Source organism: Dolichospermum sp. UHCC 0259 (assembly GCF_009711935.1).
Classification (GTDB): domain Bacteria; phylum Cyanobacteriota; class Cyanobacteriia; order Cyanobacteriales; family Nostocaceae; genus Dolichospermum.
In genome coordinates this window covers 1-15,699 of the sequence record NZ_VIKX01000198.1, presented here as the reverse complement: position 1 = coordinate 15,699, position 15,699 = coordinate 1, and the positions used below count along the sequence as shown (strand labels likewise).

At 36.6% G+C, this 15,699-nt stretch carries 13 protein-coding genes; 5 read left to right on the top strand and 8 right to left on the bottom strand.

Features of this window, described 5'->3' with window-relative positions; genetic code table 11:
• Positions 1 to 359: 359 nt before the first annotated feature.
• The 7 genes from FJR05_RS16005 to thrS all read right to left on the bottom strand — a co-directional run bounded on the left by FJR05_RS16005 (position 360) and on the right by thrS (position 10,839).
• Positions 360 to 1,178, bottom strand: a complete 819-nt coding sequence (locus FJR05_RS16005) for a hypothetical protein (RefSeq protein ID WP_174783730.1) — start codon at positions 1,176 to 1,178, stop codon at positions 360 to 362.
• Positions 1,156 to 5,460 carry an AAA domain-containing protein gene (locus FJR05_RS16000; protein WP_168645015.1) on the bottom strand — a complete coding sequence of 1,435 codons (4,305 nt, stop codon included), beginning with the start codon at positions 5,458 to 5,460 and terminating at the stop codon, positions 1,156 to 1,158. Before FJR05_RS16000 ends, FJR05_RS16005 begins: the two co-directional genes overlap by 23 nt.
• Positions 5,461 to 5,583: 123 nt before the next feature.
• Positions 5,584 to 5,907, bottom strand: coding sequence for a Grx4 family monothiol glutaredoxin (gene grxD, locus FJR05_RS15995; RefSeq protein ID WP_168645014.1), 324 nt, complete (start codon positions 5,905 to 5,907; stop codon positions 5,584 to 5,586).
• Between the two features lie 94 nt (positions 5,908 to 6,001).
• Entirely contained in the window at positions 6,002 to 6,253 is a 252-nt protein-coding gene (locus FJR05_RS15990) for a BolA family protein (protein ID WP_168645013.1), read from the bottom strand.
• 77 nt (positions 6,254 to 6,330) lie between these two features.
• A complete protein-coding gene (locus FJR05_RS15985) occupies positions 6,331 to 6,951 on the bottom strand; it encodes a hypothetical protein (RefSeq protein WP_371416902.1) in 621 nt (206 codons plus the stop codon).
• Between the two features lie 167 nt (positions 6,952 to 7,118).
• A complete protein-coding gene (locus FJR05_RS15980) occupies positions 7,119 to 8,807 on the bottom strand; it encodes an NAD(P)H-quinone oxidoreductase subunit 4 (RefSeq protein WP_168645011.1) in 1,689 nt (562 codons plus the stop codon).
• Between the two features lie 211 nt (positions 8,808 to 9,018).
• Positions 9,019 to 10,839 carry a threonine--tRNA ligase gene (gene thrS / locus FJR05_RS15975; RefSeq protein ID WP_168645010.1) on the bottom strand — a complete coding sequence of 607 codons (1,821 nt, stop codon included), beginning with the start codon at positions 10,837 to 10,839 and terminating at the stop codon, positions 9,019 to 9,021.
• A gap of 475 nt (positions 10,840 to 11,314) precedes the next feature.
• Between thrS and FJR05_RS15970 the strand changes: the two genes are divergently transcribed.
• The gene (locus FJR05_RS15970; protein ID WP_168645009.1) at positions 11,315 to 11,629 is read left to right on the top strand and encodes a DUF2605 domain-containing protein; all 315 of its coding nucleotides are present in this window, start codon (positions 11,315 to 11,317) and stop codon (positions 11,627 to 11,629) included.
• Positions 11,630 to 11,872: 243 nt separating this feature from the next.
• Positions 11,873 to 12,193 (top strand): DUF2973 domain-containing protein, encoded by a 321-nt coding sequence (locus tag FJR05_RS15965; protein ID WP_168645008.1) that lies wholly within the window; start codon positions 11,873 to 11,875, stop codon positions 12,191 to 12,193.
• Between the two features lie 106 nt (positions 12,194 to 12,299).
• On the opposite strand, the gene FJR05_RS15960 is transcribed toward FJR05_RS15965, so the two are convergent.
• Complete coding sequence (locus FJR05_RS15960) at positions 12,300 to 12,734, bottom strand: SufE family protein (RefSeq protein ID WP_168645007.1); 435 nt, start codon at positions 12,732 to 12,734, stop codon at positions 12,300 to 12,302.
• A 227-nt stretch (positions 12,735 to 12,961) separates the two neighbouring features.
• Between FJR05_RS15960 and psaK the strand changes: the two genes are divergently transcribed.
• The 3 genes from psaK to FJR05_RS15945 all read left to right on the top strand — a co-directional run bounded on the left by psaK (position 12,962) and on the right by FJR05_RS15945 (position 15,581).
• Complete coding sequence (psaK, locus tag FJR05_RS15955; RefSeq protein ID WP_168645006.1) at positions 12,962 to 13,222, top strand: photosystem I reaction center subunit PsaK; 261 nt, start codon at positions 12,962 to 12,964, stop codon at positions 13,220 to 13,222.
• A 387-nt stretch (positions 13,223 to 13,609) separates the two neighbouring features.
• Positions 13,610 to 14,953, top strand: coding sequence for a protein kinase (locus FJR05_RS15950; protein ID WP_168645005.1), 1,344 nt, complete (start codon positions 13,610 to 13,612; stop codon positions 14,951 to 14,953).
• 133 nt (positions 14,954 to 15,086) lie between these two features.
• Positions 15,087 to 15,581, top strand: a complete 495-nt coding sequence (locus FJR05_RS15945; RefSeq protein WP_168645004.1) for an ureidoglycolate lyase — start codon at positions 15,087 to 15,089, stop codon at positions 15,579 to 15,581.
• Positions 15,582 to 15,699: the final 118 nt, after the last annotated feature.

Genomic DNA, 15,699 nt, shown 5'->3' with positions numbered 1-15,699 from the left:
TACTTCTACCTACCCTATAAACTCTCGAAAGTGGGGGGAGAGTGAAAAACTACGAATTTTTTTGTTTATTTGTCAATTTAAAAAACTATTAAAACATTTTATATTTAAGAGCAGATTAATAATACATTATTATTTACATAAGTTTTGAATTTAAATTCAATTTAAATTGAATATCAATACCCTGTCCATTTTTAGTAGGTTGGGTTAAGCGACAGCGCAACCCAACACATTTATTAGGTGTTGTACCGATTGCTTCGCAAAGCTAACGCGAACAACCCAACCTACAAATTAAGACTTTTTCAATTTGGACAAGGTATTGAATATCTAACCATTTTTTCCTAATAAAAACTTAACCGAAGCTATAGAGGTGCTGATTTTACAGATAATTGACACAACTCTTCTAAGGATATCTTTTTTTCATTGTACAATTCTTCAATCTTCTTGGTAGCAGCTTCTAAAATTTCCTTACCACTTCTGATTTCGATATTTAATTTATTGAGATTTTCATCAAAAATCACAAACAGCGATATATTTCTCTCAATAGTTTGTGCAATACCTTTCACTTTAAAATCAGTCACAAATTTACCTTCTGTGGGGATATGAAGAGGTAAATTGCAAGATTGAATAATTTCCTGAATATCTGCAAGTTGTAACCTAGAAATTGCGGGAATTTTCGCTTCTATATTCACAAATTCTGCTAAATTTGGCTGCTTAATTACAACATCTTCTAATGACTCATATTGAAATGTAATTTTCCCTGCTAAATTATCAGTAATTGCATAAATTTGAATAGAGTATGGAGGTTTAGGTACAGAACCCTGTGCATAAAATAAACTCCCCTCTGCTGTGACAGTGATTTGAGATGTATCTGCTAGAGTTTGTAAAGATTGTAGATTAGAAATTGTACTTTTAACAAATATAGAATCTAGTCCTAAAATAGATGCTAAATCATTAGCTGTAGGAGGGGGATTAAACTCCACACCAGCACGAATAATAAACTCTTCTAAGACATTAAATTTGCGAGATTCTTTAATAGTTAATTCTAAGGAATTTTGAATTACGGTATAGCCAAATTGACGCGCAGCTAAAACTAACAAACCAGAATTTTCAGCTTCAATTTTCTCCACTATATATTTTAGATTTTCATCAATCTGTTTAACTACAGAAGCTGGAAACATCAATAAAACCTCCATGATAATTAACAGTGTTGGCAACTTCAGAATACATATTACCCACTGTACCGGGTTTAGCTGTAAATAAATCGTGACAACCGACAATTACTAATAATTCTTGAGCGCGGGAAAAAGCCACATTCACCCGTTCTGGTTTATTTGCAAATCCCACATCTCCTTGCTGATTATTCCGCACCATACTGACAATTACTACCGGTCTTTCCATACCTTGAAATCTATCAACTGTACCCGTTCTAATTTGTAAAGAAGGGAAAAGTTCAGATTGCAACCGTTCATCAATTTTCCTTAATTGAGCACCATAAAATGTAATTACAGCTATTTCTTTTTTTGGTTCTCCATTTGCAACTTTATTCACCCAAACTTGCTCAAATTGCTGACAGATACTTTCAATTACATCAATTTCTTTAGTATTCAAAAATGAAGTGCCATTGCGTTCTTCTTGAAATTCATTTTCTCTAGGCATTTTCACCCAACATAGATGATGATACGGTTGAATAATTTCCCCTGCTAAATTATGAGCGCGTTTTGTGTCAGGTTCTAAAATCCCACATTCCAATTTACCATGATAAAATTGATTGATTGCGCCCATAATCATCGGGTGCATTCGATATTGAGTATTCAGCATTTTTTTAATGCTTTTATCAGCGGTTTCAAACTGACTTTTAAATAATGACTCTTCTAAAAATTGCAATTCTTCTCTGGTATTACCCATAGTTTTCGCAACTTCTTCCACAGTGCTAGTATCAAGCATAGGTGGTAATTGCCGATGATCTCCTACCATGACTAATTTTTTACCTTTCAAAGCCGGAATTAGCAATTCTGGAGGAGTGCATTTACTAACTTCATCAATAATTACAACATCAAAAGATTGAAATTCTTCTGAGAAATTATAATTTGCTGCTTGAACGCAAGTAATCCCGACAACATTAGCATTATCTAAATAAATTCCCCTTAAATCTTTACTATCTTGTTCTGAAGGTTGACGAAGTTTTGCAACCCAATCTTGCACAAAGTTTTGATATTTTTGCAAATAATTTTCTTCACTTTTTAGCTGTCGTTTCCATGACTTAAATTTATTTTGAATACTGCATAAACAGTCAGAATCAAATAAATTATCATTAGGTAATTCTGGTTTGAATTTATCTGGGATTGTTTGCCAAATTGACTGCCACCAATTTCGTTCGCTAATTAAACTATCTGATAACTGTAATTGTAATTGCTGTTCTAAATCAGATATTTTTATTTGCAATTCTGCAATTTCTTGTTGATAAAGATTAGCTTCTGCTTGCAAATTGATAAACTCCTGATTTAAAGAGTTTTTAATATTTTCTAAAATCGTAAAAGGTGCTAATGAGGAAATCAGAGTTTCCACTTCGTTAACACGATTTTCCCAAAACTTAACTTGCTGAGAAAATTCCTGTGGTTGTTCCCAAATATTTGCTTGTCTAGTCAGATATTTTTCTGCAAGAATCCTTAATGGTGCAGGGATATTTTGCTGTTTATGAATTGCTTGTAAGTTATTAATAACTTCTGCCAGTTTTAAATTAGCAGTTTCTTTGCTTTTTTTTACCTGAAATTTAGCTTCAGATATTTGTTCTGAAGAAATTGCATTTTGCGGAAGTTCTTGAAATTGCTGTTGTAAGATTTGTAATTGTTGTTCAGCTTCAGTTTTAACTCTTAAAACACATTGACGGGCATGAACTAAGATAATATCTAGTAATTCTTGGGTAATGCGGGTAAGAGTAGCTTCAATATTGTTCCATTCAAAGGAATTACCATAAGTTTTTTCCAATCTAATTAAAAAGACTTGCGTATTTTCAACTAGCAATTTTCGCTGTTTAGGGTTGAGGAGTTGATAATTTTGGAGTTTTTGATAGGTTGTTTGCCATTGAATTTGATCTGGTTTTGATAATACTATAGGAATTTGACTAAAACTTTGCTGTAAAAAATAACTAAAATCATGTTTTTTACCTTTTCTATCTGTAAAGTTACCTTCTATTTCATAAGTTATGGCTTTTGTTAATACTCCCCAATCGGGTAAACTGATTTGATAATTTTTAGGAACAATAGTTAATTTTAATGTCTTGGCAAACATCAATAAACCTAATGGTAAATCTACCATATTTTCTGTTAAAACTAAATTAGATTGTTGACATTCTTTTAAGACTTGATATAAGTTATTGTTAGCTGTAGATTTCCATTCGACAATGGCTTCAATAATATAATCAATTTCCCGTTTGCGATTTTCCCAAATTTGGATGGTTGGCTGTAAATCGTTTTGGTTATTAAATTTTTGATAATCTGTTTCTAATTTCTCCAAGGATACAGAATGCTGTTGGAAAATATAAACTAATTTTGCTACTTCGGAAATAGCTAAACCGACATCATTAGCATTTTTTAATCCTGGTTTAAATTCAGAAAGATGAGTTGTGATATTTTCCTGTAACCAAACCGCTAACCCAAATGCACCAAAACCTGGACGGACAAAACCCAGTTCTTCAATACATTTGATAGATTGACGCACATTTTCTCGAAAATCTTCTACTTGTTGGTTATTTTCTGTGTAAGGTTTAATTTGTGGTAGAAAATTGTTGATTTCTGAAGATTCCCAATCTATATTTGTGGGATTTTTTAGGATATTTTCTAACCCAGTAATTAAATATTCAATTTCTTTTTTCTTGATTAATGTTTGCTGATATTCAAGCTGTTGATTTTGATAAGCTGCTTCTAAATTTTGTTTTTCAGTTTTGAGTTCATTCTGTTGCTGGTTGATTTCTGATTCTGCCAGAAAATAGTCAGTGAATCGTGGTAATAACAGTAATAATTGATTGAGAATTTTTATATTTTCGTGACGTTGACTGAGATTATTTTCACAGTCAGTGGCGGTATTTTGTAGCCATGTACCAATTACTTGATCTTCTAAAAATGGCTGTCCTTCCTCTCCCACTTTTTCGGCTCGTCCTTTTCTAATAGCACGAATAACGGGATTGTGAACTAAGCGACTGAGGGCGTTATCAACGGCTAAATTGGCTTGAGAGGTAATTAATGTCCGTCCTCCACGTAAGGCTACCTGATAGCAAATTTCCGCAATTACGGTAGTTTTTCCTGTCCCTGGTGGTCCTTGAATTAGCACTAAATCATCTGCGGAAAGGACTTTTTCAACTGCGGCTTTTTGTCCAGTATTTGCGGAGGATAATAATAAGTCTTTTGAGTTAAGTTTAATTCTTTTGATAATCGGTCTAGCTTGAGAAGAGTCGAATAAAAAGTTACCTAAGTAGGGATTTTGAGTGCGTCCTTGTCTTAATTGTTCTAGGGCTTTTTCTTTACGTTCGATTTGTTTGATGTCTCCAGCAGCATCAAAAAATAAGTAGCCTTTATTGGTAAGTTGATAATTACCTTTGGCTATATATTCGATTAGTTCTCGTTCTAGGCGAACATGAATAAGATTATGTTTTTGATCAATTTTTTCAATAGTTCCTAGTTGACGACTGTGGCGACGATTTTTATCTGTAGGTACGGAATCGAGAAAGTTAACTTCCTGGTTTTTGGCTTTTTTGACTCGTTCCCAAAAATTATCCACACCTAAAATATTCTCTTCAGAACCATCTAATGTGGCTGAATTAACTTTAATTTCTAACGCGATTTGTCGAGAATTTGAGCTATTGTTAGCAAGCAAAAAAGATACACAAAATTGGCGTGATTTAGCAATACGTTCTTCTACTTTTAAGAAGGCTTTCCAGGCTTTAAGTTGATCTTCTGTGGGGACATGATTGCCGCATATTGGCATATTTTTGATTTTTGCCAATAATGGTTTAGGAATGTCCAAACGATGTTGATGATTTGGGCTTAGTCGCAACCAATAGGGTAAAGCATAGCCGTCAATATTTCCCCGCAATTCATGTAGTAAATAAGCTGATAAAATTTTAAATCCGCCATGTCCATCTTGACGAATGGCAGCTTTAAATGCTAGAGTTTTCCCTAGCTTTTTTAATTTTTTGGGAAGTTGAAAGTTATCTTGGTCTGTGGCTATAGTTAGTTCCCAAATCTCTTCTCCTGATTCTTTTCCTGTGCCTTGACGACGAATATAAAACAAGCCTGGTTGTTTACCCACTAAATCAAATAATAATTCATTGGCACGTTCTCGCCGTTCTCGAAAGTCAGGATATAATTGTAGGGATGATTGACCTTCAAAATGGCGAACTAAATTATCAACGGCTGAACCTATGAATGTATAACCACAATCTTCTATCTTCGTTTTATTATTCATAGTTTTGGTAAAAAATATTAGTAATAAATAATTTAATATTTAAAAATAAATTTGAAATTTTTGCTAATAGAGATCAGGTGTTGGGTTGCGTTCCTTAACCCAACCTACACCTAATAAATGATCTTAAGAAGCTAGTGCTACTTCTACCAACTGTTGTAATTCTTCGTTGTGGTACATTTCAATCAAAATATCAGAACCGCCCAGAAATTTGCCATCAACGTATACTTGGGGAATTGTAGGCCAGTTGGAATATTCTTTGATGCCTTGACGGATTTCTGAATCTGCAAGTACGTCTAGGGTTTCAAAGGGAACTCCTAATGTATTGAGAATTTGGACAACGTTATTAGAGAAACCACATTGGGGCATTAATTTGTTGCCCTTCATGAAAACCATAATTTTGTTTTGTTGGATCAAGTTATCAATTCTTGCTTTGGTTTCTGGGGTCATGATTAGTTATTTCCTTATGTTACTGAAATTCAAGAGTTGATACGATTTTAGATTTTGTTTTTTTAATCCAAAATCCCAAATCTAAAATCTAAAATTAGTTTGTTGCTTGCCAAGCTTCGGGAGTGTAGGTTTTAAGTGCTAAAGCATGAATCGCTTCGCTGGACATGGCTTGTTGCAATGCGCCATAAACGAGTTGGTGTTGTTGCACCAGTCCCTTATCTGCAAACTGCGATGAAACTACTGTTACCTGATAGTGATCACCACCACCTGTCAAGTCTTTTACTTGCACTTGGGCATCTGGCATTTCTGCCTTGATCATTGTCTCTACCTGTTGCGGACTTATCATCGCCATTCCTGAAAAACTTACTTCTCTATTATTAACAGATATGTAGGGGTTGGCTGTTGCCTGTTAGCATTTGCCGATTATTTTTTACCTTGACGCGGAAAGGGGACATCTACAAAACCTAGTTCAAATAATTGTTGGTATGCTTTTGTGCCTAGTTCTCTGGTGGGGTTTTGACTTTTGATGACTTGCACTAGTAAAGGTATGGCTAATTCTGGCTGATTTTGCGCTCGATGTACTAGGGCTAATTGATAGGTGGCTTCATCGCGCTTTTGGGCTGTTGTTAAGGCATTTTTGCGGTAGGCATCGGCGGCGCGAATGTCAATACCTGCAAAACTAGAGTTGAGGTCTTGGTAAAAGCTGGATAATTGATTATAAACTTGGCGGGCTTCTTGGAGTTTTTTGGCTGCTAGTCCATAGTTTTGACTAGAAACGGCTTCGGTTGATTCTTTCATCAAGCGATCGCCTCCCTCTATACTTAAAAGATTATTACTTGTTCCTGTGGGACTCAGGGTATTAGGTTGATCCGTATCAACAGGTTTTGGTTGTTCTGTTGGTTTTGGTTTTTCAGCAGGTTTTGCTTGACTAACAGGATTAGATCCCTTTTTTCCCTCAGCATAGGTAGGTGATAGCAGTCCCAAAAATACGATGAGTGATAAAGATGTCAAGCGAATTAAGGTAGCAGCATTCATGAGTTTAATTAGTACAAAAATTCTATAGAAAAAGTTGGGAAACCTTGTGTATCTTAACTCTCTTTGTCCTAGAGATAAAGTCAGTCACTCGATAACTATTCAAAAAGCTGAAGAAAAAATCCCCCAACTACCGCTAGAGGATATATTCTTCATACTTTGTGTTAGTCGTCAGTTACCTATTTTAAAGTTCCCAAAACAGGAGTTAACTCACTCGCTGGAATCTGGGGATTCAAGAATCCACTCGCATAAATATGAGGATTGGTTTGAGAAATAATGGTATAAGATTGGCGAACATGAGCATTGACAGCCACAGTTTTCGCATCATACATTTGCATAGCTACCTTGGGGTAGAAACCAATACCAATAATCAGGACTAGAAAAGAAGCAGCAATAAATACTTCACGGGGTCTGGCATCAGTGTATACAGTTTCCGTTGGTAACAGGCAATCTGTACCAAAACAAGCCGTTCCTTCATCTTCCTGATTTTCTAAATCGGCATTGTTAATATCGCAAATCAGGGCTGCACCAGAACCATAAAATACTTCACGCAGCATGGATAGTAGATAAATAGGTGTGAGGATAACTCCCACAGCGGCTAAAAAGACGGTGACGGTGCAGAATGTGGAAGTGTAAACATCGCTAGTTGTGATGCCCACAAATACCGAAAGTTCGCCCACAAAGCCACTCATGCCCGGTAAAGCCAAAGATGCCATAGACCCCATTGTAAATAAAGCAAATACTTTCGGCATAGCTTGACCAATACCGCCCATTTCTGCCATCATCATCGTGTGGGAGCGATCGTAAGTTACACCAGCCAAGAAAAATAACACTGAAGCAATTAAACCATGTGAGATCATTTGCAACATTGCACCATTGATACCTAAATCGGTGAAAGATGCAATTCCTAACAATACAAAACCCATGTGGGAAATTGACGAATAAGCCAAACGCCGTTTCATATTCGTTTGGGCAAAGGAATTTAAAGCACCATAGATGATGTTGACAACACCGAGAATAGCCAGAACTGGGGCAAAGTAAACATGAGCATCAGCAAGCAGGTCAAGATTCAAGCGAATTAGTCCATATCCGCCCATTTTCAACAGCACACCTGCCAAAATCATAGATACGGGAGAAGATGCTTCTCCGTGAGCATCCGGTAGCCAAGTATGTAAGGGGAAAATCGCCAATTTTACGCCAAAGGCAATTAACAAACCCGCATATAGTAGCAGTTGCAGCGTGAGAGGATATTCTTTATGGGCAAGTTCTGCAACATCAAAAGTGACATTTCCGCCGCCATATAGCCCCATTGCCAGGGCTGCTACCAAGATAAATATAGAAGCCGCTGCGGTATAAAGTAGAAATTTTGTAGCTGCGTAGCGTCGCCGTTGTCCACCCCAAATACAAACTAGTAAATATACAGGAATCAGTTCGACTTCCCACATAATGAAAAATAACAGCAAGTCTTGGGCAACAAATACCCCAACCTGTGCCGAATACAACACAAGCATGAGAAAATAGAACAGCTTTGGTCTGCGGTCAACTTGCCAAGCCGAAAAAATCGCCAGTGTGGTGACAAATCCCGCCAAAAGTACCAAGGGGGCGGAAATACCATCCACAGAAACAGCCCAGTTTAAGCCCAACTGAGGCATCCAAACATAATTTTCTACCAGTTGAAAATTCGCATTACTGGCATCGTAATGCTGCCAAAAGGCATAACACATGAAAATAAAGTCGGCAATACCTATGCCCAGTGCATACCATCGAACAAGTTTGCCATCTTTATCGGGCAATACAGGGATGAGAAAGGATGCCAGGAGGGGAAATAGGACAATTGCGGTAAGCCAAGGAAAATGATCCGCTATCATGTCAATAGGAAAAAATACTTATTCAGTGAATAATGTTATTGTACTAAACTTTTTAACAATTTCTTTATAAGTTTTTACCCCAGGTTGGCATAAGGGAATATATACCTAAATAAATTTTATGCTTAGGATTGAGGAGATTGAAATCTTTTTCCTTTGTCTCCCTGATAATTTAATGTAGGTATGGGTTTAGCAATGCTAAACCCTGACCTTTTTAAAAGTTGCTAAAGTTGGTAATTGCTTCTGTGATTTTATTCACAACCTCATCTACAGTTATGACTCCCAATTCCCCAGAAGCACGGGTACGGATACTCAAGCTGTTGGCTTCTACTTCCTTCGCACCAACCACCGCCATGACTGGTATTTTATCCTTTTCGGCGTTACGAATCAACTTACCCAGGCGATCGCCACTCAAATCCACTTCCGCCCGAATCCCTAACGCAACCATCCTCGCTGCCACCTCTTTGGTAAAATCTAACTGAAGATCACCAACAGGTAATAACCTGATTTGCACAGGCGCTAACCACAAGGGAAAATCACCCGCGTACTCTTCAATTAAAATCCCAATTAATCGCTCTAAAGAACCAAAAGGAGCGCGGTGAAGCATTACCGGACGTTGACGTGAACCGTCTTCAGCCACATATTCTAAATCAAACCGCTCAGGCAAATTATAATCTACCTGCACAGTTCCCAATTGCCATTCCCGTTCTAAAGCATCACTGAAGATAAAATCAAGTTTCGGCCCATAGAAAGCCGCTTCTCCAATTCCTTCAAAATGCTCCATTCCCAATTGTTGCACAGCTCGACGAATCGCTCCTTCCGCTTTATCCCAAGCTTCATCAGAACCGATATACTTATCACTGGCTGGGTCACGGAAACTCAATCTAGCTTTAAAATTCTTTAATTGCAGACTTTTGAAAACGCTCAAAATCAAATCTACAACATTCAGAAATTCGCTATCTAGCTGTTCGGGAGTCACAAACAAATGAGAATCATCAACAGTAAAACCGCGCACCCTAGTTAAACCACCCAATTCTCCCGATTGTTCATAACGATAAACTGTACCAAATTCCGCCAACCGCATCGGTAATTCCCGATAAGAGCGTAATTCACTCTTGTATATTTGGATATGGAAAGGACAGTTCATCGGTTTCATGACAAAACCCTGTTCTATCGCTCTTGCTTCCTCATCTTCAGCCATCAAAGGAAACATATCTTCCTTGTATTTTTGCCAGTGTCCCGATGTCTTAAATAAATCAACTCTGGCAATGTGGGGAGTCACTACAGGTAAATAACCTCGTTTTAATTGTTCTTTTTTGAGAAAGTCCTCTAAAATCGTTCTCAACAAAGTCCCCTTCGGAGTCCACAACGGTAAACCAGGACCGACTAAATCGGAAAAGATAAATAATCCCAGTTCCTTACCCAGTTTACGATGATCACGGCGCAGGGCTTCCTCTTTGCGGCGTTTGTACTCAGCTAATTGTTCAGGAGTTTCCCAAGCCGTAGCATAAATACGCTGTAACTGGGCATTATTCTCATTTCCCCGCCAATAAGCACCAGCAACACTTTCTAACTCTATAGCTTTGGGATTAATTTCGCTGGTATTTTCCAAATGTGGACCAGCGCACAAATCCCACCATTGATCTCCCAAATGGTAAATTGTGATGGGTTCTTGTTTAATGTCAGCCAGAATTTCTAGCTTATAAGGTTCTTTGATAGCTTCAATGCGGCGTTGTGCTTCTTCTCGGCTGACTTCTTCCCGAATTAAGGGCAATTTGCGATTAATAATCTTCACCATTTCTTTTTGAATGGTTTTCAAATCCTTGTCACTAAAGGGTTCTGGACTATCAAAGTCATAATAAAACCCATTCTCAATCCAAGGACCAATTGTGACTTGCGCTTTGGGAAACAGCTTTTGTACTGCCATTGCCATGATATGGGAAGCTGTGTGACGAATCTTTTTTAAAGTTTCTGACTCGCTGGTACGGGGTAAATAGATTTTTTCAACTGCTTGGGTTTCTTGATTTGGCGACATTGGCTGTTAAACTTTTGGCGAAGTGTTAAAAATAAACTTGACAAAAAATATCTTTACAAAATAAATAATAGTCCACTGGCTATGGTTTCTCCTAATTTAGCTTGATCACAAGCTTTTGGTCATTGGTCATTAGTCATTGGTCATTGGTCATTGGTCATTAGTCATTGGTGAAAACTATTCTTCTTTCTTCTTTCTTCTTTCTTCTTTCTTATTCTTCCTCCTGACTCCTGACTCCTGACTCCTGACTCCTTGACTCCTTGACTCCTGACTCCTGACTCCTTGACTCTCTGATTTCTTCCTTTAGAGGTATCAACACTTACCTCCCAGGAGCTTTACAAAACTATTGCCAAATTTATATAATCATGCCTTAGATAGCAAGTTACAGAGTTTTTGGTGTAGGAAGTTATGAACTGATTGTTAAGAATCGTAAATAACGTTAATATAAGAAAAGAATTAGGAAATATGCTTCTCATATATGGAGGACTCGAATTTATCAAATGCTGATTTACTGAAATCAGTCTTAGAACCCCTGTTAGAAGATTTTCAATATTGGTTTGAGCGATATCGTCAAATCTTGGAAAATGAGAAAATCCAATTCATGAGTGAACAAGAGCAACTAAACTTACTAAAACGAATCAAAGATGCACAATGTGAACTTAACACAACAAGGATGTTGTTTATAGCAACTGAAAACCAAGTGGGAATTGATATGGCAACTGTAATGCCTTGGCATCAATTGGTTACAGAATGTTGGAGTGTAGGAATGCGTTTAGGTCAATCCAAGGAATGATCAATCCCTGGCAAAATCTAACTGAAGTGGAAATTGTAAAGATATTAGACAATTCTTAACATTGTTTTCATAAAAAAATAATGTGTCTCATGTTACCTTAATCAGAATATAAGGATTGCATCATATAACATAGGCGCAAAAGTAAGGAATTTTACATTCTTTTTTACCGCGAAGCATTTATTTGCGGAGTTTTAAGTTTTACGAAATAACATTTTAACCTGTACTGTTTTGGAGGAAAAGTCAATGCTACATCTACTTTATATTTTAGCTTTCACCGTTTTGGCATTTATGGCCGTCGGTAATTTAATTCGGAATCTGATCATGTTCAGTTTCGATAGAGAACGAACATATCCAGCCAACCAATCATCACAAGGTGGCTTTGGTTATTATGCGTCTAGAAAGCAGTATGTTTCCCATCCCGAATTGTTAGACAGCGCAGGTAACATGATTAAAGAACCACTGTTAGTCATGCGTTCAATTAATCTTGAGGATGCACGGGAACAGTTAGATGCCCTTTATGAATCCTCTCCTAGTCAAACAAGCGATCGCTCAGAAGGCGCATAATTGATCATGTTTAGTATTGCCAAATCTCTATACTAGAAGTCATAAGGTAGGGGCGCAGGGCCTGCGCCCATTCACTCAGTTAGCAAAAAGAGAAAATAATCGACAACTAATTTTCTAATTTACATTCCAAAGCTTTTTTTTGCATCGTTTTGAAGATATTATAAAAACCATTAGCGCGGGAAGGAGTCAAACTCACATTTAAGCCAGTTTCTTGAATAAAATCAGGAGTAAGCTGGACTATTTCCGTAGGTGTTGATCCATTTAATCCTTCTATTAATAAAGCCAACAATCCCTTCGTTAACTGGGAATCAGAATCACCCTGAAACATGACTTTATCATCTTTTAATGATGCCGTAACATACACCTGAGAAACACAACCTGGAACTTTATTTTCGGGAATTTTCCCATTTTCAGGGAACTCTTGTAGCTTTTGAGCATACCATATCAACTGCTCATAACGTCGTTTAGGTTCTGTAGCGCGTTGAAAGCGGTGAACGATTTTATTTAGTGCCGGCGGTAAGGAATCAAGAGTTGAGGACATGATCAATCCAGAAAATAATTACCCTTATTTTAGCAATTACCAGCCATTCCAGATACCATCAAAACAGCGGCAAATATCAAAAATTATGCTTAATTACAGCACTTGTTTCTATTAAGAAGTGAAAACAAATGTTAAAACTTGCTACAAAGTAAGCAATTATATAGATTTTTATTACTCAATATTTGGATGATATTGTCAAGCATCCGAAAATATCAGGAGTAAACCAGATGTTGACTTCAATCTTACTAGCTACAGCCACCACACCCCTAGAATGGAGTCCTAATATTGGCATAATTATGATTATTGCCAATATTTTCGCTATTGCTGTTGGCAAATTTACTATTGAGCATCCTAACGCTAAACCAGAATTACCAGCACCTCAATTTTTCGGTGGTTTTGGTTTACCTGCGGTATTAGCAACTGCTTCCTTTGGGCATATTTTGGGAGCAGGTATTATTTTAGGACTACACAGTATTGGTAAAATCTAAGTTCTACTGATTAAAAATTAGGGAGAGAAATATATTTTTTCTTCTCCCTTTTTTATAATTTAGCTTTAACTATAGCAGGTGACAGTGCTAAAAGTCTCTTAGTGTCTAAGTTTTAGCATTGGTAGATGTCCTAATCGCCTTGTCCGTTGCTATAAATATATGCGAGTAACTTTCGAGTATAATTTATAACTTATCCAATGATAATCTAAGCATTCATGAATCTGTTATGCTATAGAAATTAACTTCCCATAAGCACTAGTACAGCACGGCGTAAATAAAATAACCATTCTCAATCACCAAAAAGCTTACCCAATATTGCTTTTGACTTTTGACTTTTGACTTCCGCCTTGCGGTACTAGTTCAAGTTTGAATTATTAATTATTAAAAATGCCATCTAAAATTACACTTACCATCACACAGGGTAAACTTTCTAAAAAACAATATGTTTTTGAATCTCGCAGCACTTGTATTGTTGGCAGAAACGATGACTGCAACTTGCAAATAGCTGATAAGGTGGATATGACCATTTCCCGATATCACTGTTTACTTGATATTAACCCTCCAGATATTCGTGTGCGAGATTTAGGAAGTTTAAATGGTACTTTTGTAAACGGTAAAAAAATTGGCCAAAGACAAAGGCAACAACCAGCCCAAGAAGCTGTAAAATTAAGCTTTCCCGAATACAACTTACAAGACGGTGATGAAATTAAATTGGGTGATATTCTTTTTAAAATTGGCGTACAAGTAGAAGATCAATTAAACAAAACACCAGATTTACCTGTCCCCGAAGAAAACGAACAACAGAATTTTTTAACCGTTGCTAAAAAACTGATCAATTTATCTCAAAGTGGTCATACTAGTCTTCAGGGTATCTCTGGCTATAGTTTAACCAAATCATTAGGTAAAGGTGACTTTGCCGAAGTATTTGCAGCCAAGCATATTCAAACCAAAAAATTCATCGCTCTTAAGATTATGTTACCTGCGGTTGCCAATCAAAAACAGGGCATAGAAATGTTTTTGAGAGAAACAGAAAACATCAAAGTTTTACAACATCCTAATATTGTGCAATTGTTAGATTATGGCTTTGTGGAAAATACTTTCTTTTTCACAATGGAATATTTTTCAGGGGGTAATGTTTGGGACTTCATGCAAAGATCAGGGTGGCGTTTACCTGTGGATATTGCCGTAGAGATAACCTTACAAGTTCTCGATGGTTTAATATATGCCCATCAAGTCGAAATTCCTCATATTAAATCAGTTGATGGTATCATCACTAAAGGTAAGGGTTTAGTTCATCAAAACTTAAAACCAAATAATATTTTTATCAGTAAAATTAACGATAAAATAGTTGTAAAAATAGGCGATTATGGTTTATCCAAAGCATTTGATTTAGCTGGATTAAGCGGACAAACTTTAACCGGGACAAAGATGGGAACACCTGCATTTATGCCCCGTCAACAGGTACTAAATTTTAAAGACGAATTACCGGAAATTGATATCTGGGCAACAGCAGCCTGTTTATATAATATGCTAACAGGATATTTTCCACGTAATTTTACAGGTGATCCTTGGTTATCAGTTTTACAAAACAGCCCTGTTCCTATTCTTCAGCGTCATCATGGTATTCCCCAAAAGTTGGCAAAGGTGATAGATTTAGCTTTGCAGGAAAAACCGCAAATTTATTTCCAAACAGCAGCAGAATTTAAACAGGCTTTATTAGATTGTCTGTAAACTATCAAGTAAGTAGGTGAACACAATAAAACCAAACTGTGTAAAGAAACGTAAAATCGCCCAAAACCTCTTTACTCTTGCCTCTTGCCTTGCCATAACGACAATTTTCAACGCCAACCTACTTAAATAAGTTATGACTGCATTATCAACAATACAAGAACTACCATCTCAATTGATTACACCAGAAAATTTTCAACCTTATGGACAGGTAATATATGCAAGTAATGATGGGAAAAATTTTGATCAAGAAGATGCACAGTTAAATTTACAAAATGGTATTCCCCGTTTTTATATTATGCGATTGCAAAAAAACGGACGGAAATTTCACCAAATTACTCGTCATATCCAATGTACTCAATGTTTAGGTTCTTTGGATGGTAAAGATTGGTTAATGGCAGTTTGTCCACCTGATAATGAGATGAATGAACCTGTATTATCAAAACTTGCAGCTTTTCGGATTCCAGGAAATTGTTTTATTAAATTAAGTGTAGGAACTTGGCACGCAGGACCATATTTTGATCATGAGTTTGTAGATTTTTACAATTTAGAATTGAGTGATACAAATATAGTAGATCATTTTACTCACAATTTTCTCAAAAGTCATAATTTAGCTTTTGAGATGATTTAAATTAAGATCCCCGACTTCTTTAAGAAGTCGGGGATCTGGATATTCTGGATAGGTGTCTATATCCAGGGCTATTTCATTCTAAAAGAGAGGATAAAATGGTAGAGATATCTAGGCATCT

Coding starts and splice junctions, on each gene's coding strand:
- FJR05_RS15980 (WP_168645011.1), bottom strand. CDS start 8,807: ATGATAGCGGATCATTTTCCTTGGCTTACCGCAATTGTCCTATTTCCC.
- FJR05_RS15990 (WP_168645013.1), bottom strand. CDS start 6,253: ATGATAAGTCCGCAACAGGTAGAGACAATGATCAAGGCAGAAATGCCA.
- FJR05_RS15970 (WP_168645009.1), top strand. CDS start 11,315: ATGGAGGACTCGAATTTATCAAATGCTGATTTACTGAAATCAGTCTTA.
- FJR05_RS15945 (WP_168645004.1), top strand. CDS start 15,087: ATGACTGCATTATCAACAATACAAGAACTACCATCTCAATTGATTACA.
- FJR05_RS15960 (WP_168645007.1), bottom strand. CDS start 12,734: ATGTCCTCAACTCTTGATTCCTTACCGCCGGCACTAAATAAAATCGTT.
- thrS (WP_168645010.1), bottom strand. CDS start 10,839: ATGTCGCCAAATCAAGAAACCCAAGCAGTTGAAAAAATCTATTTACCC.
- psaK (WP_168645006.1), top strand. CDS start 12,962: ATGTTGACTTCAATCTTACTAGCTACAGCCACCACACCCCTAGAATGG.
- FJR05_RS16000 (WP_168645015.1), bottom strand. CDS start 5,460: ATGAATAATAAAACGAAGATAGAAGATTGTGGTTATACATTCATAGGT.
- FJR05_RS15965 (WP_168645008.1), top strand. CDS start 11,873: ATGCTACATCTACTTTATATTTTAGCTTTCACCGTTTTGGCATTTATG.
- FJR05_RS16005 (WP_174783730.1), bottom strand. CDS start 1,178: ATGTTTCCAGCTTCTGTAGTTAAACAGATTGATGAAAATCTAAAATAT.
- grxD (WP_168645014.1), bottom strand. CDS start 5,907: ATGACCCCAGAAACCAAAGCAAGAATTGATAACTTGATCCAACAAAAC.
- FJR05_RS15950 (WP_168645005.1), top strand. CDS start 13,610: ATGCCATCTAAAATTACACTTACCATCACACAGGGTAAACTTTCTAAA.